Origin of the sequence: Paenibacillus shunpengii, from assembly GCF_042684905.1 — a bacterium.
Classification (GTDB): domain Bacteria; phylum Bacillota; class Bacilli; order Paenibacillales; family Paenibacillaceae; genus Paenibacillus; species Paenibacillus shunpengii.
In genome coordinates this window covers 2,945,213-2,970,892 of record NZ_JBHUMJ010000002.1, presented here as the reverse complement: position 1 = coordinate 2,970,892, position 25,680 = coordinate 2,945,213, and the positions used below count along the sequence as shown (strand labels likewise).

25 protein-coding genes are annotated in these 25,680 nt (G+C 44.4%); 16 read left to right on the top strand and 9 right to left on the bottom strand.

Translation table 11 applies throughout. The features are described from left to right. The first annotated feature begins 29 nt into the window (after nucleotides 1-29). The 8 genes from ACFSVM_RS13820 to ACFSVM_RS13785 all read left to right on the top strand — a co-directional run bounded on the left by ACFSVM_RS13820 (nucleotide 30) and on the right by ACFSVM_RS13785 (nucleotide 10,306). Nucleotides 30-890 carry a GDSL-type esterase/lipase family protein gene (locus tag ACFSVM_RS13820; protein ID WP_379262769.1) on the top strand — a complete coding sequence of 287 codons (861 nt, stop codon included), beginning with the start codon at nucleotides 30-32 and terminating at the stop codon, nucleotides 888-890. Then, nucleotides 880-1,842 (top strand): ABC transporter ATP-binding protein, encoded by a 963-nt coding sequence (locus ACFSVM_RS13815; protein ID WP_076312831.1) that lies wholly within the window; start codon nucleotides 880-882, stop codon nucleotides 1,840-1,842. Before ACFSVM_RS13820 ends, ACFSVM_RS13815 begins: the two co-directional genes overlap by 11 nt. Then, a complete protein-coding gene (locus ACFSVM_RS13810) occupies nucleotides 1,839-2,828 on the top strand; it encodes an ABC transporter permease (protein ID WP_379262766.1) in 990 nt (329 codons plus the stop codon). Before ACFSVM_RS13815 ends, ACFSVM_RS13810 begins: the two co-directional genes overlap by 4 nt. A 240-nt stretch (nucleotides 2,829-3,068) precedes the next feature. Further along, complete coding sequence (parE, locus tag ACFSVM_RS13805; RefSeq protein WP_076312829.1) at nucleotides 3,069-5,036, top strand: DNA topoisomerase IV subunit B; 1,968 nt, start codon at nucleotides 3,069-3,071, stop codon at nucleotides 5,034-5,036. Nucleotides 5,037-5,048: 12 nt separating this feature from the next. After that, nucleotides 5,049-7,502: a DNA gyrase subunit A gene (gene gyrA / locus ACFSVM_RS13800; RefSeq protein ID WP_076312828.1), complete on the top strand. Its 2,454-nt coding sequence runs from the start codon at nucleotides 5,049-5,051 to the stop codon at nucleotides 7,500-7,502. A 210-nt stretch (nucleotides 7,503-7,712) separates the two neighbouring features. Then, entirely contained in the window at nucleotides 7,713-8,144 is a 432-nt protein-coding gene (locus ACFSVM_RS13795; RefSeq protein ID WP_047911200.1) for a MarR family winged helix-turn-helix transcriptional regulator, read from the top strand. A gap of 203 nt (nucleotides 8,145-8,347) precedes the next feature. After that, nucleotides 8,348-8,782: a MarR family winged helix-turn-helix transcriptional regulator gene (locus ACFSVM_RS13790; protein WP_076312827.1), complete on the top strand. Its 435-nt coding sequence runs from the start codon at nucleotides 8,348-8,350 to the stop codon at nucleotides 8,780-8,782. A 9-nt stretch (nucleotides 8,783-8,791) separates the two neighbouring features. Beyond that, entirely contained in the window at nucleotides 8,792-10,306 is a 1,515-nt protein-coding gene (locus ACFSVM_RS13785; RefSeq protein WP_379263008.1) for a DHA2 family efflux MFS transporter permease subunit, read from the top strand. Between the two features lie 115 nt (nucleotides 10,307-10,421). Here ACFSVM_RS13785 and ACFSVM_RS13780 read toward each other — a convergent pair whose 3' ends face one another. Together ACFSVM_RS13780 and ACFSVM_RS13775 are read right to left on the bottom strand one after the other, a co-directional pair. After that, on the bottom strand, nucleotides 10,422-11,144 hold the full coding sequence (locus ACFSVM_RS13780) for an RluA family pseudouridine synthase (RefSeq protein ID WP_379262762.1): 723 nt from the start codon (nucleotides 11,142-11,144) through the stop codon (nucleotides 10,422-10,424). A gap of 4 nt (nucleotides 11,145-11,148) precedes the next feature. Next, on the bottom strand, nucleotides 11,149-12,012 hold the full coding sequence (locus ACFSVM_RS13775; RefSeq protein ID WP_379262760.1) for a class I SAM-dependent methyltransferase: 864 nt from the start codon (nucleotides 12,010-12,012) through the stop codon (nucleotides 11,149-11,151). Nucleotides 12,013-12,225: 213 nt separating this feature from the next. Between ACFSVM_RS13775 and ACFSVM_RS13770 the strand changes: the two genes are divergently transcribed. The 3 genes from ACFSVM_RS13770 to ACFSVM_RS13760 all read left to right on the top strand — a co-directional run bounded on the left by ACFSVM_RS13770 (nucleotide 12,226) and on the right by ACFSVM_RS13760 (nucleotide 14,135). Then, entirely contained in the window at nucleotides 12,226-12,642 is a 417-nt protein-coding gene (locus ACFSVM_RS13770; RefSeq protein WP_379262758.1) for a hypothetical protein, read from the top strand. A 230-nt stretch (nucleotides 12,643-12,872) separates the two neighbouring features. Next, on the top strand, nucleotides 12,873-13,325 hold the full coding sequence (locus ACFSVM_RS13765) for a flavodoxin (protein ID WP_076312823.1): 453 nt from the start codon (nucleotides 12,873-12,875) through the stop codon (nucleotides 13,323-13,325). 78 nt (nucleotides 13,326-13,403) lie between these two features. Beyond that, nucleotides 13,404-14,135 carry a hypothetical protein gene (locus ACFSVM_RS13760; protein WP_379262755.1) on the top strand — a complete coding sequence of 244 codons (732 nt, stop codon included), beginning with the start codon at nucleotides 13,404-13,406 and terminating at the stop codon, nucleotides 14,133-14,135. A gap of 11 nt (nucleotides 14,136-14,146) precedes the next feature. On the opposite strand, the gene ACFSVM_RS13755 is transcribed toward ACFSVM_RS13760, so the two are convergent. Further along, complete coding sequence (locus ACFSVM_RS13755; RefSeq protein ID WP_379262753.1) at nucleotides 14,147-15,604, bottom strand: 4-hydroxyphenylacetate 3-hydroxylase family protein; 1,458 nt, start codon at nucleotides 15,602-15,604, stop codon at nucleotides 14,147-14,149. Between the two features lie 191 nt (nucleotides 15,605-15,795). Between ACFSVM_RS13755 and ACFSVM_RS13750 the strand changes: the two genes are divergently transcribed. Further along, nucleotides 15,796-16,500 (top strand): Crp/Fnr family transcriptional regulator, encoded by a 705-nt coding sequence (locus ACFSVM_RS13750; RefSeq protein ID WP_379262751.1) that lies wholly within the window; start codon nucleotides 15,796-15,798, stop codon nucleotides 16,498-16,500. 77 nt (nucleotides 16,501-16,577) lie between these two features. On the opposite strand, the gene ACFSVM_RS13745 is transcribed toward ACFSVM_RS13750, so the two are convergent. Further along, nucleotides 16,578-17,372, bottom strand: a complete 795-nt coding sequence (locus tag ACFSVM_RS13745) for a hypothetical protein (protein ID WP_379262749.1) — start codon at nucleotides 17,370-17,372, stop codon at nucleotides 16,578-16,580. Between the two features lie 414 nt (nucleotides 17,373-17,786). On the opposite strand from ACFSVM_RS13745, the gene ACFSVM_RS13740 reads away from it, so the two are divergent. Then, nucleotides 17,787-19,400, top strand: a complete 1,614-nt coding sequence (locus ACFSVM_RS13740) for a thioredoxin domain-containing protein (protein ID WP_379262747.1) — start codon at nucleotides 17,787-17,789, stop codon at nucleotides 19,398-19,400. Between the two features lie 55 nt (nucleotides 19,401-19,455). Here ACFSVM_RS13740 and ACFSVM_RS13735 read toward each other — a convergent pair whose 3' ends face one another. The 5 genes from ACFSVM_RS13735 to ACFSVM_RS13715 form a co-directional block, all read right to left on the bottom strand. Next, nucleotides 19,456-19,734, bottom strand: a complete 279-nt coding sequence (locus ACFSVM_RS13735; protein ID WP_379262745.1) for a YxcD family protein — start codon at nucleotides 19,732-19,734, stop codon at nucleotides 19,456-19,458. Between the two features lie 5 nt (nucleotides 19,735-19,739). Beyond that, complete coding sequence (locus ACFSVM_RS13730) at nucleotides 19,740-20,219, bottom strand: hypothetical protein (protein WP_047910682.1); 480 nt, start codon at nucleotides 20,217-20,219, stop codon at nucleotides 19,740-19,742. 87 nt (nucleotides 20,220-20,306) lie between these two features. Further along, nucleotides 20,307-20,864, bottom strand: coding sequence for a PadR family transcriptional regulator (locus ACFSVM_RS13725; RefSeq protein ID WP_379262743.1), 558 nt, complete (start codon nucleotides 20,862-20,864; stop codon nucleotides 20,307-20,309). 207 nt (nucleotides 20,865-21,071) lie between these two features. Beyond that, the gene (locus ACFSVM_RS13720) at nucleotides 21,072-21,647 is read right to left on the bottom strand and encodes a beta-class carbonic anhydrase (protein WP_047910680.1); all 576 of its coding nucleotides are present in this window, start codon (nucleotides 21,645-21,647) and stop codon (nucleotides 21,072-21,074) included. A gap of 33 nt (nucleotides 21,648-21,680) precedes the next feature. Next, nucleotides 21,681-22,022, bottom strand: a complete 342-nt coding sequence (locus tag ACFSVM_RS13715; RefSeq protein WP_379262740.1) for an iron-sulfur cluster biosynthesis family protein — start codon at nucleotides 22,020-22,022, stop codon at nucleotides 21,681-21,683. Nucleotides 22,023-22,160: 138 nt separating this feature from the next. Here ACFSVM_RS13715 and ACFSVM_RS13710 point away from each other — a divergent pair, with 138 nt between their 5' ends. The 3 genes from ACFSVM_RS13710 to ACFSVM_RS13700 all read left to right on the top strand — a co-directional run bounded on the left by ACFSVM_RS13710 (nucleotide 22,161) and on the right by ACFSVM_RS13700 (nucleotide 25,676). Further along, entirely contained in the window at nucleotides 22,161-23,678 is a 1,518-nt protein-coding gene (locus ACFSVM_RS13710; RefSeq protein ID WP_379262738.1) for a carboxypeptidase M32, read from the top strand. 188 nt (nucleotides 23,679-23,866) lie between these two features. Continuing rightward, nucleotides 23,867-24,871 carry an ABC transporter substrate-binding protein gene (locus tag ACFSVM_RS13705; RefSeq protein ID WP_379262736.1) on the top strand — a complete coding sequence of 335 codons (1,005 nt, stop codon included), beginning with the start codon at nucleotides 23,867-23,869 and terminating at the stop codon, nucleotides 24,869-24,871. 31 nt (nucleotides 24,872-24,902) lie between these two features. Then, nucleotides 24,903-25,676 carry an ABC transporter ATP-binding protein gene (locus tag ACFSVM_RS13700; RefSeq protein WP_076312812.1) on the top strand — a complete coding sequence of 258 codons (774 nt, stop codon included), beginning with the start codon at nucleotides 24,903-24,905 and terminating at the stop codon, nucleotides 25,674-25,676. Nucleotides 25,677-25,680 lie beyond the last annotated feature (4 nt).

The window sequence follows — 25,680 nt, the reverse complement described above, 5'->3', positions numbered from 1 at the left end:
GAATAAATTGTTGTGGAGGGAAGGTCCTTGTGAAATCTTCAACAAAAATATGGGCAATTGTAAGTACGACTTCGATTATAGTAACCATCGTTCTTATCACCGGTTTTGTCCTTGCGGTGCAGGATATTATCGCTCCATCAGGGAATACCGTACTTATGGAAGATGAAGGGGCAGATCGTGAAGTGCCCTTGGCAGCGCCAATGGAGCAAAGTAAAGAAATAAAAGTGGCAGCCATTGGAGATTCTCTGGCGAAGGGAACCGGAGATGACGATGGAAAAGGCTTTATTCGTCGTGTCGTCGGAATGCTGCAGGATGAAGAGAATGAGGTTCGAGTTACGGCCAATCTAGCTATTAATGGATTGACTACAGAAGGGCTGCTGCCGCAGCTCGATGAGACGGGAGTACAGTATGTTTTAAAGCAATCTAATTTAATTCTGCTGTCTATTGGAGGCAATGACTTATTCAAGGCAGCTCAGGCGTATGAAGAGGGCGCGGCAGAGCTGCCTGATGCTGAAGAGCTGTATGAAACTTTGCCGGGTGGAACGACTAATCTCAAAGAAATTTTACGAAAAATTGCAGAGATTAATCCAGAAGCCTGGATTGTATATGTAGGGTTATATAATCCTTTCAATGATTTGCCTGATATGAAGCTGCTGGGCAATACAGTGGTGTCGGCTTGGAATAGTCAGGCGCTGCAGCTTATTAATACAGACGATCAGATGATGATGGCGGAAACGTTTGATCTATTTGAGCATAGTGTTCCGCAATTGCTGTCTTCCGATCATTTTCATCCAAATGCACAGGGATATGAGGAAATCGCAGAACGGATCATTGAAGTGCTGGGAATTCACGATGTACATGGTCAGAGGGTGAAGACAGATGACGAGTAATTCAAGAGAGATTGTGTTGTCAGTTGAGCACTTAAAGAAGAGAATCAAGAAAAAGTGGATCATCAAGGATGTTTCATTTGAAGTTCGTGCTGGAGAAGTATTCGGCTTTCTAGGTCCCAATGGAGCGGGAAAGACAACGACGATCCGCATGCTCGTTGACTTGATCAAGCCCACGGAGGGTGTTGTGAGTGTATGCGGCTATCCCGTGCATCGACAGCCGGAGCAAGCGCTGAAATATGTAGGCTCCATCGTGGAGAATCCGGAAATGTACTCCTATTTGACCGGTTATGAAAATTTAGAGCATTTTGCGAGAATGCAGCCAGGTATTGCTGAAGAACGCATTAATGAAGTAACCGAGATTGTGGGTCTTGATCAGCGAATTCATGAGAAAGTCAGTACATATTCTCTTGGCATGAGACAGCGGCTGGGGATTGCCCAGGCCCTTCTTGGTAATCCAAAGCTGTTAATTCTGGATGAGCCGACCAATGGCCTTGATCCAAAGGGGATCAAGGAGCTCAGGGCTTTTATACGCAAGCTTGCGGATGAAGGACTTGCGGTGTTTGTCAGCAGCCATCTGCTTAGTGAGATCCAGCTCATGTGTGATAGAGTTGCGATTATAAGTAACGGAGAGATCCTCACGGTAGGCAAGGTCGATGAGCTTATTGAGGATCACAGCAATATCACGATCTGGCATTTATCTCCAAGGGAAGAAGGAGTTCGCTGGCTTCTCAGCCATTCACAGGTAAGAGAGCTGGAGGATGCAAGTATGCTGGACGATACTTTGACGGCGAGCCTCGGTAATAACGCCATTATCACTGAAATGCCCGAAAGCCTAATTCCCGATATGGTAAAAACCATGGTTCGTGCCGGAATACAGGTAGAAGGTGTACAGAAAGTCAATCCTACGCTCGAACAATTATTTTTGAAGATGACAGAAGGTGAATTGTTTTGAATAGTGTGCTGCCTCTTGTTCGTAATGAAGTCATCAAAATGATCAAGAAAAAGAGGTTTTATGTCATTCTGCTAGTATTAGTCGTACTAACACCGATGTTTACCTATGCTCAGATGAGAGAAGCTGAAACAAAACGTGAAAAGTTCGGACAGGACTGGCGGCTTGAAATGCAGCAGGCAATCACGGATAATCAGAATTCACTAGGCAGTGATCGTGTGCCGGAAGAGTGGAAGCAATATCGGCGAATATACATTCAACAGCTTCAGTACTATTTGGATCACGATATTAATCCGAATGAACCGAGCGGTGTCACGTTTACAAGAGAGTTCATGAACAATTCTATCAATTTGTTTATACCTTTGCTCGTGGTCGCCATGGCTTCTGATCTCGTGTCCGGCGAGAGGACGACAGGGACGATTAAGATGCTGCTGACAAGGCCTGTCAAGCGGTGGAAAATACTGCTGAGCAAACTAATCACACTGCTGATGTTTGTATCTCTTATTGTTCTTGCCGTATTTATCATTTGTTATTTTATTTCAGGTCTGTTTTTCGGATTTAAGGGCTTTACCTTCCCCATTTTTACCGGTTTTCAGATTAATGGCTCTGATGTGGATATGAGCAAAGTGCATGCAGTGGAGCAGTGGGAGTATCTGCTGATGCAGTCCGGATTAATATGGTTTGTTAGTATCATTGTGGCAGTGCTGTCCTTTATGGTGTCTACGCTGGTAAGAAGCACATCCGCAAGCATCGTTATTATGATGGCCGCACTGATCGCCGGCACAATATTGACGAATATGGCCGCCTCTTGGGACAGCGCAAAATATTTATTCATGGTAAATTTGAATCTGACCGGCTATTTGGCCGGAAATTTGCCGCCAATAGAAGGCATGACGCTTCTATTTTCGCTCTGTGTGCTGAGCATATGGGGGATAAGTTCGCTTGTTGTTTCATTCCTTGTCTTTACGAAACGGGATATCTTGAATTAAAATGGACAAGGATAAGAAACATCTGTTTGCATTTTTAAGCTGAGAACAGCATAGCTTGAAGACAACTTTATTCGTTCTTTATCTCTATCAATTTCATAAATCATTAAAACGGTGATTTTGAAGCTATATATACCTTTGATTGAAGCAGCTAAAGGTATTATGAAATTGATTTATTTATCTAAATATATTTTAAAAGTGTGATCATTCATGAAGAGTGAAGGCATAAGAGGGGGAGCATTCATGACCCAAGAGATGGATCTATCTGCTGACGTATCCGGGAATAACGGCTATGGAGCAGACGACATTCAAGTGCTGGAGGGACTTGTCGCTGTACGAAAAAGACCGGGTATGTACATTGGCAGCACAAGTAGCTCTGGCTTACATCATTTAGTCTGGGAAATTGTCGACAACGCTGTCGATGAGCATTTAGCAAAATACTGTGACAAGATTGAAATTACGCTACATAAAGACGCATCTGTTACGGTGCAGGATAATGGACGAGGCATTCCGACTGGGATGCACAAGACAGGTATTCCTACACCCCAGGTCGTGTATACGATACTGCACGCAGGCGGCAAGTTTGGCGGAGGCGGTTACAAAAAATCCGGTGGACTCCATGGTGTTGGTGCCTCGGTAACGAACGCTTTATCCGAGTTTCTCGAGGTGGAAATTTATCGAGAGGGTAAGATTCACCGGCAGCGCTTTGAATACTGGGTAGATAAGAAGGGAACCGAGCATGTCGGGGAGCCGGTTACAGGTCTTGAAGTTATCGGTAATACACGGCAAACCGGGACCAAGGTAAGATTCAAGCCGGACATCAAAGTTTTTAAATCCGGTATTGCTCTTAGCTACGAGACACTGGCTGATCGTTTGCAGGAGATTGCATTCCTGAACTCTGGGCTGAGAATAGTGCTCAAGGATGAGCGCAGCGGCAATCAAGACGAGTATTATTACGAAGGCGGTGCAAGTCAATTCGTAGCCTATCTGAATGAAGGCAAGGATCTACTGACAGATGTTATCCATTTTAATGCGGAAAAAGAGGACATCGAAGTCGAAATTGCGATCCAGTATAATGCGGGATATACCGAAACGATTGTATCGTTCGTTAACTCTATACCTACACGCGGCGGCGGAACACATGAAACAGGCTTCAAGACGGCATATACGCGAATCATGAATGAATACGCAAGACGTACGAGCATGATTAAGGAAAAAGACAAAAATCTGGAAGGAAACGATCTGCGTGAAGGCATGATGGCAGTCATCAGTGTTAAAATGTCTGAAGTGGAGTTTGTCGGCCAGACTAAAGATCAGCTTGGCAGTGCGTCAGCGCGCAGTACAGTGGATCAAGTCGTTACCGAGAGCATGCAGCGTTTTCTCGAAGAGAATCCGCAGGTTGCACAGACCTTGATCAAGAAGGCAGTTCAGGCTTCGAAAGCGAGAGAAGCGGCGCGTAAAGCCAGAGATGATATGCGATCCGGCAAGAAACGGAGTGAAAGCTCTAATCTGGGCGGGAAGCTGACACCGGCACAGTCCAAAGATTACTCTCGGAATGAGCTGTTCATCGTTGAAGGTGATTCCGCAGGCGGCTCAGCGAAGCAAGGGCGCGATTCCAAGATTCAGGCCATTCTGCCGCTCAAAGGCAAGCCGATGAATCCGGAGAAGGCAAAGCTGGCCGATATTATGAAGAACGAAGAATACCGGGCAATTATGTCTGCCATCGGTGCAGGAATCGGCACTGAGTTTGCTGTCGAAGACAGCAATTACTCCAAGATCATTATTATGACGGATGCGGATACAGATGGCGCTCATATCCAGGTATTACTACTAACCTTCTTTTATCGCTATATGAAGCCGCTTATTGATGCAGGGAAGGTGTATATTGCGCAGCCTCCTCTCTATAAGATCAGCCGGAAGACAGGTAAGCTTGAAACGGTCCGTTATGCGTTTACGGAGGATCAGCTGCAAATTTATGTTAAGGAATTCGGCAAAAATTACGAGTTACAGCGTTATAAAGGTCTGGGCGAGATGAATCCAGAGCAGCTGTGGGAAACGACGATGGATCCGGATACCCGTACCTTACTGCAGGTGAAGATTGAAGATGCAGCCAAGGCCGAAAGAAGAGTAACCACTTTGATGGGTGATAAGGTTGATCCGCGTAAGCGCTGGATCGTTGAGAACGTAGATTTTACAGAGTACGAAGAATAGAAGGTGCTTTGAATGAGTTTATCTGAACAGTTTTTACCAGCATTTCTAGAAGAAGTTGTAGGCGATCGATTCGGTCGTTATTCTAAATACATTATTCAGGATCGGGCGATACCTGATGTGCGTGATGGGCTCAAGCCCGTTCAGCGTCGTATCTTGTATGCCATGTACGATTCAAACAATACGCCTGACAAACCGTACCGCAAATCTGCAAAAACCGTTGGTGATGTGATGGGTAATTATCATCCCCACGGGGATTCCTCCATCTATGAGGGAATGGTGCGTATGGCGCAGCCTTGGAAGATGGGACATGTGCTTATCGATGGACATGGAAACTGGGGTTCTCAGGATGATGATCCAGCGGCAGCAATGCGCTATACCGAAGCACGCTTGTCACCGATTGCAATGGAAATTCTGCGCGACATTGAGAAGCGTACGGTTCTATTTAAAGACAATTTCGATAACACGGCCAAAGAACCGGTCGTTCTCCCATCTCGTTTTCCGAATCTGCTTGTGAACGGGGCAAGCGGGATCTCGTCCGGCTTCGCTACAGAGATTCCAACACATAATTTAAGAGAAGTAATTGACGCGTGTATTGCTGTGATGGAGAAGCCTTCCATCTCTCTTGAAGAAATTATGACCTTTATCAAAGGACCGGACTTTCCAACAGGCGGCATCATTATGGGTGGAAGTGGAATTCTGGACGCCTATCGTACGGGTAAGGGCCGCATCTATATTCGTTCCAAGACGGAAATTGAAAATTTGCGGGGCGGTAAGCAGCAGATCGTCATTACCGAAATTCCTTATCAGGTCGTTAAGTCACGGTTGGTTACTGCGATGGAAACGATTCGCCTGGAGAAGAAGATCGAGGGCATTGCTGAGGTGCGAGATGAGAGCGGGCGTGAAGGCTTGCGTATTGTCGTTGAGCTCAAAAAAGAAGCAGATGCCCAAGGAATTCTTAACTATTTGCTCAAAAAAACCGATCTTCAAGTCACGTATAACTCCAATATGGTGGCGATCGTGAATAAAGCACCTCATCAGCTTGGGCTTAAGCCGATACTTGAAGCTTATATTGCGCATCAGCGTGAGGTTGTCACTCACCGAACGCAATACGATCTCGAGAAAGCCGAGGATCGGGCTCATGTTCTGGAAGGACTTGTCAAAGCGCTTAACATTCTGGATGAAGTTATTGCTGCCATTAAAGCATCCAAGAATCGCCAGGATGCCCAGAACAATCTGGAATGGATGTTTGGCTTTACCGAGCGGCAGGCAGACTCCATTCTTACGTTACAGCTGTATCGTCTAACGAATCTGGAGATCACTACGCTGCAAAAAGAGCTGGATGAGATCCAGAAGAAAGTCGCCGAGCTTCGGAGTATTCTCGAAAGTGATCGGAAGCTCATCAGTATCATTCGAAAGGAGCTTAAGGAGATCCGTGAGAAGTACGGCATAGAACGCCGTTCTGCCATTCAGGAAGAGGTAGAGGAGCTGAAGGTTAACCTTGAGGTTCTCGTCAATTCGGAGGACGTGCTCGTGACGTTGTCCAACGAAGGATACATCAAGCGCACAAGTATGCTTTCCTTTACCCGTTCAGGAGGAGACCGGAGCAGCTCGGGTGTGATTGAAGGTGATGTCATCTCTTCGTATTATGATGTAAATACGCTGGATAATTTGCTTGTGTTTACACAGCGGGGACAATATTACCTTCTGCCAGTCCATCAGGTGCCGGAATTCAAATGGAAGGATCCGGGGACTGCGATCGTTAACGTTATTCCATTATCGAAGGAAGATCGAGTTGTCAGCATCATACCGGTACGCAGCTTCGAGCAAGAAGAGGCAAGTCTCGTCTTCGTAACACGGAGAGGGCAGATCAAGCGAACTGCATTAAAAGATTATGTGACCAAGCGTTCTTCGGCAGTTGCCGCATGCAAGGTCGGTGCAAATGATGAGGTTATCCGTGTTCATCTCAGTACGGGAGGAAGGCACATTCTGCTTATCTCCAAGCTGGGACAAAGTGTAAGATTCCTGGAGGATGAAGTGAACCCAATGGGCCGTGTATCCGGCGGTGTGAAAGGGATACAATTAAAAGACGAGGATGAGCTTGTCACGGCTGTATGGGTTGATGAGGATGAAGGAGAAATCTTTACCATAACGGATCTTGGTTATGGAAAGAGATCCCTTCTGCTTGATTATCCGCTGCAATCCCGCGGCGGTAAAGGTGTTGCCACCTTTGAATTCAAGGAAGGCAAACGTGTCAAGCCGAATGGCAGCCAAATCGTCGCTGCATACCATGTCAAAGAGCCACTGCAGCTGATCGCGTTGACAGAACAAGGCAAAATGCTAGGATTTTCTACAGAATCGGCACCGATCTCTGATAAGAGAAGTACAGGCAAAGCGCTGGTCAGCGTAGAGAAGAATGACTCGATTGTACGGGTCATAGATAATCGGGCGGTTGATTCGACATCCTAAATTATGTCATAAGAGCCTCTGATACGCCAGAAAACGGCATCAGGGGCTTTTTTTGACGTTACAATGCAAAGAATAAGAACCTTCGTCGATACCGGTCGAGTCGCCGAAATGGGGCAGGAATTGCATCAAAAAGAGCGAAATGATTCATCAGCTAAATAGTTAATGACTAAAGCAAGCACTTAATCTCTACAAGAGAGGGGAGAAGAACAGATGCATTCTTCTGAATTCGCTAAACTATGGGCAAGGCTGACGAAGGACTACAAAGCCCATATGGATCAGGCCCTTGCTCCTGCATTAACTGAGGCTCAGCTGACGGTGCTTGAACTGCTATCCGAGCAACCCCGTATGAAGCCGTCCGAATTCATTCCTTATCTGTCTACAACACCTGCAGCTATAACGATGCTGCTCGATCGTATGGAGAAGAATGAGCTTATACTTCGCAGCAGGGACGATCGCGATCGCCGAATTGTATGGGTCACATTAACAGAGAGAGGAAAACAAGAGGCACAGCGCGGAATGATTATCCGTGAAGATTTTATTAGCGGGACACTTGGCAAAATTTCTTCGCATAATCAACAGCTGCTTGTCTACCTGCTGACCAAGATCACTTCCCAAAGCTCCCCAACCAAGCAAACTTCTTGATAAAGATGAATTGGTTTATCCTTCTAATGGGATACGCGCTGCGTATTCCTTTTTTGTTTGGGCAATATAATTGATAAGAAAATAATTACATATAGAAGGTGTTGACTATTTTTTAAAACGGTCTATAATATTACTTTGTACTCCTTATATTTCGTATACGAAATATTTTATAAAATAATTATTTTGTAGCAAAGGTGAGTATCATGCTCGAATACGATGAGATGTATCAGATATTCTCGTCCTTTCGTCAGGTGAACCAGAGCTTTCATCGACTATTCTGGAAACAGGAAGAGGAGATGGAGATTACCCGTATTCAAATGCTGGTATTATCTATCCTAATTGAGCATCCTAACATTGGGTTGGCTGAATTAGCGGAGCTCTGCCATATGGGAAGCAGTACAACGAGCGGTGTCGTTGACCGTCTTGTTAAGGCTGAACTCGTGGAGAGAGACAGATGCCTTCATGATCGGAGGTCTTTGGAGCTTCAGGTTACGGTGAAAGGGAGAGAAGTGCAGAAGAGAGTCTATGAGCTATGGATGTCAAAAGTATCTCATATGATGGATTTACCGAGGGAAGATATCGACAATTTGCTTCGTATTCATTCCTTGATGCTTGAAAAGATGGAGAAAGAGAGATGATTGATTAATATGAGTAGTATTGCTGCAAATCAGTCTGGAAAGACGATCGAATTCAAAAAAGGTCCAATCTTATTTGCGATGCTGCTGGGTGCGTTTGTTGCCTTTTTGAACCAAACATTACTTAACGTTGCTTTGCCTAAAATTATGGAGGACCTCAGCGTAGGTGCAACCACAGTCCAATGGTTATCCACTGGCTTTATGCTTGTAAACGGCGTTCTGATTCCCATTACTGCGTATTTGATGGCGAAGTTTACGACTAGACAAATTTTTATTACCGGTATGACTTTATTTACACTAGGTACTTTGCTGTGTGCACTTAGCCCTACCTTTGCTGTCCTTATGACTGGGCGCGTTGTTCAGGCAGCAGGTGCAGGTGTGATCATGCCGCTGTTATCTGTTGTTATCCTTAATATTTTCCCGATTGAACAGCGCGGACGCGCAATGGGTATGATCGGTATTGCGATGATTCTGGCTCCGGCAATTGGCCCTACATTATCTGGATGGGTCGTCCAAACCTTCGACAGCTGGAAATTGCTATTCTATATTATTCTTCCAATTGCTGCGATCGCGGTGCTTGTCGGAATGAAGTTTGTTAAAAATGTTACAGAAGTGTCCAATCCGACGCTCGATATTACTTCGGTAATTTTATCAACGATCGGTTTTGGCGGACTGTTGTATGGCTTCAGTGATGCGGGATCTAACGGCTGGAACGATCCGATCGTTATTACTTGCCTAGTTGTAGGTGGTGTATCCTTGCTGCTGTTTGTACTGCGTCAATTCAAGATGGATGTTCCATTACTCGAGTTCAGAGTGTTCAAGAACCCAATGTATACGCTGAATACAGCGGTTCTCATCGTCGTAACGATGGCCATGTTCTCAGGTATGATTCTCCTGCCGATTTATTTGCAAACGATTCGTGGAATCAGTGCTCTTGATTCCGGGCTGCTGATGCTTCCAGGTGCAATCGTTATGGGTATTATGTCTCCTATTACGGGCTCCTTGTTCGATAAATTTGGAGCAAAATGGCTTAGCATTATCGGTCTGATTATTACGATCATAACAACATGGGAATTCAGCACGTTAACAATGGATACGTCTTATACACAGCTAATTATCGTGTATACGCTCCGGATGTTCGGTATGTCACTTCTCATGATGCCGGTTCAAACCGCTGCCTTGAATGATATACCTCAAAATTTGAATGCTCACGGAACGGTGATGCTAAATACACTGCGTACCGTATTCGGAGCCATCGGAACGGCTATTTTCATCACCATATTCAGTAACCGTACGACTCATTATGTGGATACGCATATGGCAGATATTAATCCACAGGATCAAGCTGCCATGCTTCAACTAGCAAATGATGCGCAAATCAACGGTATTAACTTCTCGTTTATTATTGCTACATGGGTTACCGTAGTGGCACTGGTACTCGCCTTCTTTATTAAGAGATCTGTACCGAAGGATGCAAAAGGCGTGGCTATGAAGGTGGCAGAAGTTAGCACTAGTGATAACAAATAATTAGATGAATCAATTTCATGAATCAGCAGCTAAAGTTATTATGAAATTGATTTAATAATATAAAAATCCCGATCTGCTTGAATTGCAGATCGGGATTTTTACGTATATGCATATTTTATACGAAAGGCTGAGTCGCTGCACTTTTATACAATGGTTCAGGCCATTCGCTCCATGGAAATTTGCGGGGCGGAACGGAAATCAGCTGCACGTGTTCCTTCGTTACGGGATGAGGAAAGCCAACGGACACGGACCAAAGCGCGAGCTGTTGTCCTGGCTTGTTTAATTCCGCTCCATATTTTTGGTCTCCATATAAGGGACAGCCCATTGCCAGACATTGAACTCGTATCTGGTGCGATCTCCCTGTATGCAGTACTACCTGAACGAGTGACAGCTTGTCTGTCTGTCCCAGCACGTAATAATCCAAGATCGCATTCTTTCCGCCAGGCGTACCTTCCGGCACAACAGATACGATGTTTGTCTTCTCGTTCTTCAGCAGTGTATGCGTAAGTCTACCCTGCTTGGCAGGAGGAGTTCCGTGAACAACAGCCATATAAGTCTTCTCAAACTTTCGGGTTCTGACCGCATCCGATAGCCTGGATGCAGCTTTTGAAGTTTTAGCAAAGATCATAGCTCCTCCAACAGGTCGATCCAGACGGTGAACGAGGCCAAGATATACATTTCCCGGCTTTGAGAATCGGACTTTAATATCCTCTTTGAGAATGGACAACATGTCCATATCACCGGATGCATCGGCCTGTGTTGGCACATTGACGATTTTTTCGACACCAAGCAGGTGGTTGTCCTCGTATAATATAGATAGCGGCTGTGAATCACTCATCGGATCAAGACTCCCAGCGACCCAAGATTCCACAAGGCAGCATCATATTGGATGCTGTAATCGGAAGCCCGATCTCACCAGATGAAATTTTACCGCCGTATTTATTTTGCATCGTCATCGTTAACATATTAGACAGCACGGTTGGTGAGATTCCTGTTGTATACGAATTAATGAGAACAAACAGGGGGTTATCCGTCAGAATGCCTGTGCATGATTCCAGGAATGGGTAGAGGTTCTGCTCCAGCTTCCAAGTCTCGCCATTCGGTCCACGTCCATAGGATGGAGGATCCATAATGATTGCGTCGTAGCGATTACCTCGGCGATGCTCGCGTTGAACGAATTTGAATACATCGTCTGTTATATAACGGACAGGCCGGTCGCCAAGTCCAGAGAGCTGTACATTCTCCTTAGCCCATTGAACCATGCCCTTCGCTGCATCAACGTGTACAACGCTGGCACCAGCGTAGGCACTAGCTACAGTGGCACCACCGGTATAAGCGAACAGATTCAGTACCGAGATCGGTCTGCCGGCATTTTGAATCTTGTCGATCATCCAGCTCCAGTTCGCTGCTTGTTCGGGAAATAAGCCCGTATGCTTGAAATTGGTTGGCTTAATGTAGAATTTGAGCTCTTCATAAGAGATTGTCCAGCGTTCGGGGATGGGCTTTTTCATATCCCAATTACCTCCGCCGGAGGAGCTGCGATGATAGTGGCCATGGACGTTTCTCCAGGCTCCAGTTTCCTTCTCAAGCGGCCAGATGATCTGCGGATCGGGTCTGCGGAGAATAATATCTCCCCAGCGCTCAAGCTTCTCCCCGCCGCCTGTATCTATGAGTTCATAGTCTTTCCATTGCTGTGATGCGTACATGTAATAATCCATCCTTCAAGTTCATTTTCATCTTATATTTACGAATTGCTATAATTACAATTAGGTACTATTGTACAACAATTACGTGTTTTCATGCCAGTATTCCCCGTTTTTTGCGTTATATTAGCTTGAGCTGGAATTCAAAAGGATTTTGATTCATTGGAAATGTGCTTAATCACCTCTTTTGGGGTAAAGTAAGAGAAGGGAGGTTTGATGATGAGTAATAGCAGAACATGGATCGCAGTAACTCTTGTCGCCCTTGGTATATTCTCCATCGTGTTGTATACATACTCATTTGTTTCGATGCAATCCGGATTCGATCTCGGATTTGTGCTATTCGGTGCTGCACCGCTAGCTTACGGCCTGTATGAGCTCTCTTCAATGAAGAAGAGACGGGAGCTTGCCCTTGAAAAGGAGCTTATGAAGCTCGCGATGAAGCATGAGTATTTATTAACGATATCTGAAATATCGCTCTACACGGACCTTCACAGCAAGGAAGCAGAACACATTATAGCCAGCTTGCGAAAAAAGGGACTGGTAAAGATCAAGGTTGCGGAGAATGGAACCTGGGTATATGAATTTGAGCCTTTGCTGACGAAAGAACAAAAAATGACCGCTGAACGCGTATAGATAGTGTTGTGACAAGCCTGTATTAATATAGAACTTAGTATAGAAAGGTTGAGCCGTTTTCTCTTTAGAGAAAGCGGCTTATTTTGTGTCGGAAATTTCAGCAGAATACACGATTTTCATTCATTTGTCGCAGGATAGCGGATCAGGCTGTCGTTCATTTACTGTTGACAATGAGAATCATTATCAAATATGATGGTTCCATATCAAAAGTAAATGAGGGATAATTAGCGATGGCAAACATCTTAATCGTATATGCAAGTTTAACAGGGAATACAGAAGAAATTGCGGAGCTTATTGCAGAAGGAGTACAGAATGCAGGTCATACAGCTGTACTGAAATCAGCGGAGAATTGTAACGCCGATGAAATGCTGAATTACGATGGCACCATGATCGGTCTATACACCTGGGGAGACGGAGATCTGCCGGATGAGTTCCTTGATTTTTATGATGAACTGGACGAAGTGGATCTGAGCGGCTATAAAGTAGCCTTGTTTGGAAGCGGAGATACATCCTATGACTTGTTCTGCGGCGCTGTAGATACGGCTGAAGCCAAGCTTAAGGAGCGTGGAGCCATTGTTACGGAGCCTTCACTAAAAATAGAGTACAGCCCGCTGGACGAGGAGAAGAAGGACTGCAGGGCGCTGGGTGAGCGGTTTGCCGGAATTTTAGCACATGTATCCTAATTTGTGAAATTGATTCAGATTATAACTAGACAGAGGCATAAATGGAGAAGAGCTTAAGGGAGAAGGAGAGAGATATCAATGGAGAGACCTTCTGAAGCGATACCACATAAGAGGATATTAACAGATTATAAGCTGGAGGAAATGTTATGGTCTGAAAGATCCCTTAACCGACTAAGAAATTTAGCCAAGGGCAAGCAGCAGAGCCTGGAATGGAGACATCGGGTTCAGTATGCTGTCAGTCATACCATTAATGATTACTACAGCTTGACTCCGGAGGTTCGCAGAGAAGTACCCATTCAGTATTTGCTAGAGAAAAGATGGCCTAAACATGCTACAGGTTTTGAATCCAGCGATCATTTTTGGAATGTGAAATGGGGAGTAACCGATGAGCTTGTCCGACTGCTAACACAGCATACGGAGCTGTTACAGCCTGTCCTGCTGTATGAAGAGCACAAAGCTTGTATATCAGACTTAAATATGGACCTGTCTGTTATCTTCCAGGTGGCATGGCAGCCTGATCGTATGGTGCGGAAAGGGCTCTATATCCAAAAATATATTGTCAATTATCACGAAGAAGTCATTCGGGCATACCAAAACATGATGATTGTATTCTGCCACCATGCTTTTGGATGTATTCCGGAACGAATCGAAGTCAATTGTTTGCTGGACCGGCGCAAGATAACGTTAATCCCGGATAAGCACAGATATGATGAGGCATTGGATTATGTCAAGCTCGTTACCCCTCTATGTCTCGATACAGTTGGAGCGTCGGATATTCCGCTATACGACGCCCCAAGCAAAGTCAATTAACAGCTCCGAGATCATGTATCTCGATTAGCTAGAAAGTTATGAATCAGCTGGCGATAATCTTCATGATTATCATAGCTGTTGTACATACGAATGTGAACCGTTTGGGCGCTTCCAAAAAAGAAGCGTTCAAATTGGCTTTGTCTTCCTCCAAATGGGCCGACAGTAAGCTCCCAAACCAGCCTGAATAATGCAATACGATCCTTGGCCTCCGTTGTGAGGCCTTTTAAATATTGATTCACATATAGACTTGGTTCTGATGAAAGATCATTTTTCATAGGGGACATAATGATGCCGCTGGATCCAAGCAATTGGAGCATATTGATTACTTCAAGATAAAATGGAGGAAACTGAACGCTCGCAGCGAGAAGTGGACTGCTTGAAGGGATCAGGATTCCCTGTTCATCCAGCTCGGCAGAAGTTTCAGAAGCAAGTCTCAGTGCTTTGAAGTTCTCCAGCATGGTCATGATTTTTGAAACATTGGCAACAGAAAGAGGCTCCAGCCCAACATTTTGTTCATCTGCCAAGGCCTCAAATAAACCCAGAAGAAATTCAGTTTTGGCAATGTAACGTGATATAATTTGATGTCCAATATGGGTATGAAAGTGGCCATCATGAAAGAGCCTGAAGCCAAAGGTTTCATCCCCATAATAGAACATGCGGTTATGCGGTACCAATACCCTGTCAAAAATAACTAGTGTATCCATCTCCTCGAATCTTGAGCTCAGTGGATGATCATAGGATGATTCTGATGCATGACTTTCGCGACAAATAAAGGTCATTCCCTCAAGAGTATTTGGAACGGCAAAAGCAAATGCATAAGGGTTCACTTCATCCTCAGGAGCAAGAGAAGGGGTAGGGAAGACAATCATCTCGTCACAGGTTGGTCCTTGCGTTGCCATCATAAAGGCTCCGCTGACGACGTAACCTTCCTCGGTAATTTCTTCAACTTTTGCAGCGATGGAATCCTCGAACTGATCGATTTGACCGGACCATTTGCTAGCAGGAGGCTGAATAAAGGCGTGGGATAAAGTTATGTCGTGATCTCTGCAATAGGCATAGTAATCTCTTAAGTTTTGAGCAAATGCGGGGTTATGCTCCTCCAGCGTATGTGCGGCGGTATAGAAGGACATCATCGCTGTATTCATGTAATCTGGTGATCTTCCAAGAAAACCATGATGCTCCCTTGACCATAGCTCAATCATCTTTCTTCGTTTCTGCAAATCTTCCAAGCTTTTTGGCGGTAGATACGATAGACCCACGGACTCACCCGTGTCTGGAGATAAATAAGTCATTTGATCTTTATATTTGTCATCACACTGCATGTCATACAACTTGGCCTGCGTTTGCATGAGTCCACTAAATACGGGATGCTTAGATAATGGACCATTAACTCGTTCGCCATTATACCATAAGTTAATATGTTGGCGATCGATTCGTTCAATGTACTGTTTACCGTTTTTGATAGGCACATCGCTCACCTCTTTGGGTACTGTTCACTCATGCGTCCCGATTTTATTTTTAGCATAATGTACGGGAGAACGAGTTCATAAGTACCTTGTACCTGGGCTTCTAGCCGAAGAAAGGGCGTTTGCCTGCATGATTAACAAAAATTGGATGGTAATCGTTAATCCACATATATAACGAGAGGAGCTTCTGGAATTTGAAACTTTTGCATAATGAAGATTTGCTAATGAGGTTTATCCAAACATATGAGCTGGATATACTGCTGAACACTGTAAATATTCACGATATGAAGCTGTATGAGCTTATGCATGGAGATCGGGTGTGCTCGAGCGGCGACGAGATCGACCATTTGTTCTTCCTGGTACAGGGCAGGCTTAAAGTCTATACGACCATGTCAAATGGAAAGTCTCTTGCCCTCCGGTTCAATGATCCACTCAGCTTGATAGGAGATGTGGAGCTGGTGACGAAGAATAAGGCGAGTACGACAGTAGAATGTGTAAGACCCGCCATTTTGATTGGAATCAGCTATTCAGCTCTTAATCAGCATTACATCAGTCAGCCTGCATTTCTGCATTTCCTGCTGGAGCATATGTGCTACAAGCTGACGAGTCTGAATCGTTCGAGCAGTGTTAATTTGCTCTATCCATTAGATAAGAAATTTGCGGGTTATTTGACCTCTATGATGTTGGATTCAGAGACGGGGGTTGTCTTGAATAAAATATCCAGCCGAAGCTTGAACGAAATTGCGGACTTGCTTGGTACAAGCTATCGTCATTTAAATAGAGTGGTCAAACAATTTACGGAGACCGGCATCTTAGAGCGCAGACGAGGGGAGCTTATACTGTTGGATGAACAGAAGTTGAGAGATATGGCACCTGATGATTTATATTTAAAGCGATAGCACAAGCATCAAAATAAAGATGACAGCATTTCGCTGTCATCTTGAATCAATCATTCTATGGTTAATAATAATATAGCTTAATAAAATGGCTGATTAAAGCATGCCGTTAATTGAGAAACGGAAGCATTTTTACGCAAAGACTCAAATAAATGGATGGCTTTTTTGAAATAATTGTCATTGTTAAGTCTGTCTGCTGCCCATAATGTATAGACTGCTGTACACAGCGCCTCAGAATGCTGATCGTTCAGCTGTTCATACTGAGCAAGCAAATATTGATACGATAAATATTGGGAAGCCATATTACGTTCTGCATAATAATCATAGCTGTTGATATTTTGCTTAAACCGCAATAATTGTCGATCAATACAGTAACCGTGTTCAATGGCAGATTCAAGCAGGATCGAGAGACCGATTAGGACTGCATAACCTGAATAATTCTCAAGATAAGCTTCATATTCGGGCAGTTTGCTAACATTTCCACGTAATATTTCAAGTGTTAACAAGTGAGCGGCAGCAAATGATTTGAATTCCTCAATTACGGCTTCTCCCGCCTTCGTACCATCACTAAGCCAGCTCAATTCCGAATAATAAGAAATATATTTGATCGACTCAGAGTATTGTTTTAGCTTTTGATAAGATAAGCTCGACATCAAGTGACTATAGGCAAAATAGTAGATGATATGCTTGTTGTATACATTGGTGGGACCATTTCGATGTACAATATCAAAATGTACCAGTTCAGCAGCATGTAGCAAAGCTTGAGATAAAGTAATAACTTCTTCCCAGTCCTCATGTGCGCAGCTTACTTCGATACTTTTAATAAGTGAATCCATATTGTTAGCTCTAACAAGTATATCAGGATCTACAACCATACTCACCTTCTCCTCAGTCTCACAAATTTACTTTATTTTACATATAGGTATACCAAAGGTCAATATATTCGTGAAAATTGTTAGTTAATTAGATTAGAAAAATGTAAAGCTCATATAGCTAAATTAATTAGGGTTTAGGTTAGTGAATGATGTAAAGGTAGATGTAATAGGATAACGATGGTTGAGAAGAAAAATAGAGGTAGATAAATATATAAATTTGCATTGCTGACGATGGAACTTAATTATTATTTAAACAATTTTTCGAAATATAAACAAGATTAAAGAATTTTTTCTGACGACATTCAATAAATGGTCAATATTAATTCAGTGCTTCATATTGTAAGTTTCTGTTGAAGTATGAATAAGTGCATTAGCCGTTATCTTAAACAGATTATCGTAGAAATGGAGGAGCTTATGATTAGAGAAACGGAAGGTCATCATTTAAATCGAGTCATTCAAGAAAATGAACAATATACGGCTGCAGCTGGCGAAGAACTTCTACACGGGGCCTACCGTCAGCTGGAGAATGCCTTTGATTCCGAACTCGGAAAAACTGAAGCAGGGCACCAACCTTTCTCTCCTGTTCAACTCATGTTCTTAATGAATTATGCCAGGGTATATAGCCAGGCCAAAGCCTTAGAAATGGTGGAACATACCCTGCATCGATTGTACCGAAGCAGTATTTATGATCATGTGGGTCATGGTTTTTTCACATATTCAACAGATGAGAGGGGCCTTGTTCCGTATTTTGAAAAAATGTTAAATAACAATGCCTTGCTTGCAATGACTTACCTTGAAGCCTATCAGTTAACAGAGCATCCGCTGTATGCGGAGATCGCAGAATCCATTTTCTCTTATGTACTAAGAGAGATGACTTCGTCTGAAGGAGCCTTTCATGCTGCAGAAGGTGCCAACTCGGAAGAGGAGACTGGACGATATTATGAATTTACCCGCCAGGAGATTGAAGATGTACTGGGTGTAGAGGAGATGCATCGATATTGTAATGTGTACGCTATTGAGCCTGAAGGTGATTTCGCAGGACTGAGCATTCCCAGTCTGATGAAAGGAACTCCTGAGGAGCAGGCGGAGCGGAGAGGTTTAAATCCACTCGCCCTGCGCAATTTGCTGGAGGAAGACCGGCAGAAGCTGCTGCAATATCGTGAGACGAGGGTGCGTCCAGTCAAGGATAACTGTGTACACACTGCTTCGAATGGTCTGATGATCGCAGCTCTGGCCAAGGGGGCTAAAGCGTTGCAGCAAACGAGATATGCAGATGCTGGAGCAAAAGCGGCTGATTTCATATGGAACAAGCTGCGTGATCAAGACGGCAATCTGCGTTCAGGCTATCGAGATGGAGAACTTGTGCATCCAGCGAATATAGAAGACTATGCATCTTTGTCTTGGGGACTGATGGAACTGTATGAAGTGACAGGGCAGCCTGCTTATTTGGTTAAAGCATTGGAGCTTAAGGATGCACTGTTCGGACGGTATTGGGAACCCACAGAAGGGAACTTCCAGCGGTCAGGAGTAGATCGAGAGCAGCGATATACTGACGGAAATGGGATTGATGGAGATGCATTGCCTGCAGGTACTACTATGGTTCTTTCGTTGCTGATTACCAAATGGGCAGCTATAACTCAGGATAGAGAGCTGATGCAGAAGGGAGAACAATGGCTTCATTCTATGGCAGGAGAAGCGAGTTTCCATGCTGATCGTCATGCGATGTATCTGCTTGGCATGTCCTACGCACGACTCGGAGGACGCCAAATTATAATCAGTGGAAGAACGAATGATATCAAGATGCAGGAGATGATCTCTATCATCCACAAATCATATACGCCTGATGCTTCCCTTATCATTAACTATGAAGGCGAGTCAGAGTATGCCCTAGCCGAACTTATTCCTGGTCTAGTCGACAAGCCCGCCATTAATGGAGAAGGGACTGTGTACATTTGCCGGGGCTTCTCCTGCAGCGCTCCTATAACGTCAACGGAGCAGCTTCGAGAAGAGTTTAGGCCTGTGAACTAATGAGCAAAAATAAAACCGCCTCGAGCATAAGCCCGAGGCGGTTAACGTTCATTGACTACGTACGAATTCTGGCTGTAATTTCTTCATCAAGCTCTAGTGTAACATCCTCACGGTAGGCACGGATATTATACTCCTGATGTACATATCGCAGAATAGCTTCAATCATATTGGATTCAATGAGATATTGGCTGCGTCCCTGAGCCCAAACCTCGGCTGAGTAGCCTGTATCTTCATCCCAACTAAGCTCCACCTGTACATCTGTCGGTTTGATCTGCTTACGTTCAGCGATATGAAGACATATGGCATTAACAATCTCATCCATTGTGATTACCATAGAGCTTAGTACCGTCCGTTTCCGTCATAGATGTTGCGGGATTTTTCTTTCTCTTCACGACGTCTCTTGATAGCTCTGTAGATACCTACACCAAGGCTGATTAATACAAAGATGGCAAGAAGGTTAATTGCAAGACCAAGAAGTTCTCCGAAGAAGCCCATTCCTCCGAACAATCCCCCGAAGAGCATACCTGCAAGTCCACCAATCATTAGACCTTTCATAAGTGAGCCGCCGCTGAAAAATCCGCGGTTTTGGTTCGTTGTAGAATTGGTAGCATTGTTATTACGGTTCGTTGTGGAATTTGAGACATTGCTGTTACTATCATTCGAACGATTAGGTGTATTTGTATAAGATTTAGTTCCGGATTTGAAACCGCCGCCACCACGACGTGCATCTGCATTATCTGGAATTGCTACAGTCGAGAAGATCAAAGTAAATGCCATCATGACCATAAGTAAACGTTTTGAACTGAACCATTTTTTCATGTGAGAAATGTTACCTCCTAAGAGTGATTTTTAGTGTTTAATACTTACATACGCTTAAAAAATATGTTGGTTTCATATTTTTAAATTTTAGTGTGAATTGGATACTTTTTGTTCAGCATGACCGGAACGAATCAGGTCGGATACCCAATCACACCATTCCATTCCTGCCTTGGCTTTCATTGCTGCCTTCGTGTTGACAATATAATCACCGAAATAGGAATGTGTAGGCTGTACAGCTTCGTCTGGAAGCGCTTTGAGAAGATCTTCGTAATAATCTTGACGAATCTGGTACCACTGTCTGCGTTCTTCAATCCATTGTCTGAGCAGGGCCGGATTCGTGATTTGAAAACAAATCAGCCGAAGACTCAGTTCGTCCCGAATAGGCGATGTAGATACGGGTGTATACATCCATTCCAATAATACCTGTATTCCCTTATCCGTGATCTTATACATCTTCTTATCCGGCTTATCTGTCTGCTCAATCCAGCGTGAAGAGAGAAGCTCATCCTCTTCCATACGGGACAGCAGCGGATAAATCTGACTGTGCTTGGCAGGCCAGTGGGGCTGAATCCTCAGCATGAGATCATAGCCAGATGATTCATCACGTGTCAATAACCCGAGCAAACCATAAGACAGTATGTTCAAGTGGACATGTCTCCTTTACTAAACTATAGTCTTGAATAACAGCGTAAAAGCGTTTTCCAGGACCATATATGTTTAAAAGTGTACACCACGACTGTATGGTTTGACAACCGTTATTGCCGTATGACGAGTAAACTGTTGTTATAAATGTCACAGAAATTTAATAAAAAAATGGCCTGGACTGCTGATTAGCAATCCAGACCCAAGGGATTAGAGAGATGCCTGGTTCTCATAACCATCCACAACAAGATCGAGAGCGCCTGTCTTAGGATCAATGATCATGCCGTGAACAGGAGTACCTGGGGGCAATAGTGGGTGATTACGAATCAACTCCACAGTTTCCATTACCCCTTCATGGACATTGTCAAACCCGCGCAGCCAGCGATCCAGCTTAATTCCTGCATGGTCGATCGTCTTGAGCACCTTCTCGTCGATGCCACGTTCTACCATATGCGAGAGCATCGCTTCACCATTTAGAGAGGCCATGCCGCATTCATGATGACCGACTACGACGACCTCGTCAGCACCCAGCTCATATAGGCCGACTAGAACGCTTCGCATCGCACTTCCGAATGGATGTGAGATGATAGCGCCGGCCGTTTTAACGATCTTGACGTCACCATTCTTGAAGTTCATCGCTTTGGGAAGCAGCTCAACAAGACGGGTGTCCATACAAGTTACGATCATCATTTTCTTCTGTGGGAATTTATCGGAGATATAGGCTTCATATTCTTTTTTCTCCACAAAGTTACGATTATGCTCCATGATTTGACTAATACTGTTCATTGTTTATACCTCCAGTTAATGAGTAATTATTTTCTAAGCATTAACCGCACGTTCATCGCGCGGAAAAATGTATAAACCATAGTGCTGACCACTGCTGGACAGACGTAAAGACAGGTCTCCGGGATCGGTTCCCAAATTCAGCTCTTCTTCAAAAAAAACAGCCTTTTGGCTGTCCAAAATAAACGTTAGATCCGGAACGTTCGTATCCAATACGATATCCCCGTCTTCTTGCTCATCAACAATACGAAACGCAGGAACTCCGCTAACCGCACAGCCGCACCCCTCGCTGTCATACATCAGTCGAATGAAGCCTGGCCTGTTACCGAGAACTTTGGTCAGGAGTTCTTCAGCTGCCTTACTAAGATTGATTTTCATAATTTAGGCCCACTCCTTTACTTGGTCATTTAGGGCTTATGTTATAACCCTAGTTAACGCTCTTAAATGTTGATTATAATCTTAGCTAAAAGTATGATCAATAGGTAGGCGAATTAAAATATGGATGGGGTGACACTGATGAGCCAGCAATTACAGGCTAAATTAGAGCAATTTCTGGATCTGAACAAAAAAATTAAAAGCTACAATGAAGCAATTGGACTCCTGCACTGGGATATGAGCACGGGTGCACCGCGTAAAGGAATTGATACCCGTTCAGAAACGATAGGGATGCTGTCATCGGAAGCTTTTAAACTGCAGACATCAGAAGAAATGAAAGATTTGATCTCTTTTTTGAAACAGGAGAACGAATTTGCCGCTCTGTCTGATGTACATCAGCGATTGATTAATGATTGTAAGAAAGAGCTCGACCGTACACAATCTGTTCCAGCAGAGAAGGTTCGCGAATTCAGTGTTCTTACGGCCCAGGCTCAAGCCAAATGGGAAGTAGCCAAGGAAAAGGCTGATTTTGCGTCGTTTGAACCCTACTTATCTCGAATTGTTGCTATGCAGAGTGAATTTATTGACTACTACGGTGTGAAAGATACACGTTATGACACACTTCTGGATATGTATGAGCCGGATTTGACGGTAGAGAAGCTGGATGAAGTATTTAGCCGACTAAAAGCTCGAATTGTTCCCTTACAGGAAGCAATTAGTCAATCCGTACATAAACCGGACACTTCCTTCCTCAAACAATCCTTTGATATTAAGCAGCAGTCCGAGTTCAGTAAATATATATTAAAGGAAATGGGATATGATTTTGAGGCAGGCCGATTGGACGAGAGTGTACATCCTTTTGCTATGGGATTGAATCCCGGCGATGTTCGTATTACCACTCATTATTATGATACAGATGTGGCGAGCGCCATTTTTAGCTCTCTTCATGAAGGCGGTCATGCCCTCTATGAGCAGAATATTGATTCAAATCTGGCAGGGACTCTTCTTGCCGAGGGAACATCCATGGGAATCCATGAGTCTCAGTCAAGATTATGGGAGAATATGATCGGCAGAAGCCGGGCTTTCTGGGAGCATTATTATCCGATATTACGGAGTTATTTTCCCAATCAACTGGAGAACATATCTCTGGATCAATTCTATGAAGCCATCAATAAAGTAGAGAGCTCGCTGATCCGCATTGAAGCTGATGAGCTCACTTATAATCTTCATATTATTATCCGCTATGAGATCGAGAAAATGCTCTTTAATGAACAGCTGGACGTAAAGGACCTTCCGCAGGTATGGAACGAGAAATACAAACAATATTTAGGCGTTACTCCTCCTGATGACGGAGCTGGTTTGCTTCAGGATGTACATTGGTCAGGCGGAGACTTTGGTTATTTTGCCTCTTACTCGCTTGGTAATATGTATGCAGCCCAAATCATGAATACACTGGCCAAGGAGCTCCCGGAATACGAGAATTATATAAAGGAAGGGAAGCTTGCTCCACTCAAAGAGTGGCTGACGGACAAGGTTTATCAATATGGCAAGTCCCGCAAGCCTTCCGAATTAATAGTTGCTATTACAGGGGAAGAGCTGAATCCGGATTATCTTGCTAATTATCTGGAGAACAAATATAAAGAAATCTATAAACTATAAAGAGATAACAGATAACCGAAAAGTTAAACATATCCCAAAAAGCTGAAGGATTCTACAAGAGTCCTTCAGCTTTTTTTGTGTGAATAAGAGCTTAGTTTAAGAGAGTCAGTACCTGGCTGATTAACCAAATGGGAATGGACTGCATAATTATAGTTCATACATTCTTTATTTCAAGGGAGGGCTATTCAATGAAAGGAAAAGCTTGGTGGATGCCTGCTGCAATTCTGCTGCTCTTATTCAGCGTCGTCCTAAGCGGCTGCAGTTCAAGCAGCAGCGGTAACGTTAAGGTTAACGTTGGCGAAGTAACCCGCTCTGTTTTTTATGCACCAGAGTATGTCGCTCACGCGCAGGGCTTCTTCGAGGAAGAGGGTCTGGATGTTGAGATCCAAACCACGGCGGGGGGAGACAAGACGATGGCGGCACTGCTTGCAGGCTCCATCGACATTGCGCTGGTAGGTTCTGAAACGTCAATCTATGTGTATCAGCAGGGAGCGGAGGACCCGGTCATTAACTTCGCACAGCTGACACAAACGGACGGCACCTTCTTATTTGCGAGAGATCAATCGGCGGAATTCGATTGGGATCAGCTGAAGGGGAGTGAGTTCCTCGGCCAAAGAAAGGGCGGGATGCCGCAAATGGCCGGTGAGTTTGCCCTAGGTAAGAAAGGGATCGATCCACATCAGGATCTGACACTGATTCAGAACATTGACTTTGCCAATATCACGTCTGCGTTTGCATCAGGAACAGGCGATTATGTACAGCTGTTCGAGCCGCAAGCATCCATCTTCGAAAAAGAAGGAAGAGGCAAGGTCGTTGCTTCCTTTGGAGTTGAGAGCGGCAAGCTTCCGTATACCGTATTTATGACCAAACAGAGCTTCATCAAAGACAACAAAGATGTGGTCAGCAAATTTACGAAAAGTATTCACAAGGCTCAATTGTGGGTCGAAGAGCATACGGCAGAAGAAATAGCCGATGTCATCATGCCATATTTCAAAGACGCGGATCGTGACATTATTGTGAGCAGTGTACAACGCTATAAGGATCAAGGCACGTATGCTTTGGACCCGATTATTGACGATAACGAATGGAATAACCTGCTTGATGTAATGGAGAATGCTGGCGAGCTGCAGGAGAGAGTCCCTGCGTCTGCGATAGTAGACAATACTTTTGCTGAAGAAGCTGCTGGAAAGTAAGGTTCGCCGTTCATAAAAAGGATGTGAATAAATGACACGGATAGAACTGGATCAAATTACACATGTGTACGTAACGGAACGGGAGGCAAAGCTGGCTCTGGATTCCATTAGTATGGAGGTCGAGGCTGGCGAATTCGTCAGCCTGGTAGGTCCAAGCGGATGCGGTAAAACAACCATTCTGTCCATGATTGCAGGCCTGCTGCAGCCAACGAAGGGGGAGGTGCGTCTGGCCGGAGAAAAGGTCACTTCACCTTCTTCCCAAGTGGGCTATATGCTGCAGCAGGACTATTTGTATCCATGGCGCACAATTTTGGCAAATGCCTCGATTGGACTTGAGCTTACCGGACAGCTCAGCGAAGCTTCGCTTCTAGCAACGCGTGATCTGCTCGCTGAGATGGGGCTTGCAGGTACAGAGGACGCATATCCGCAGGCATTGTCAGGCGGAATGCGTCAGCGTGTGGCTCTGGTAAGAACGCTAGCAACGAACCCTGATCTGCTGCTGCTCGATGAGCCCTTCTCGGCTCTGGATTATCAGACCAAATTGCAGCTGGAGGACCTGATCTCAGATACGCTGAAGAAGCAGGGCAAGACGGCCATTTTGGTTACACATGATCTATCTGAAGCCATTGCCGTAAGTGACAGAGTCATCGTGCTGGACAAAAATCCGGGACGAATCCGCAAAACCTTTGAGGTTCCTGCATCCATCAGGGATGTCCAGCCGTTCCATGCAAGGGAGCAGCAAGGCTTTAACGACCTGTTTAACGAAATTTGGGGAGAGCTTGATGACTCCGGAGGAAAGAGGTGATCAT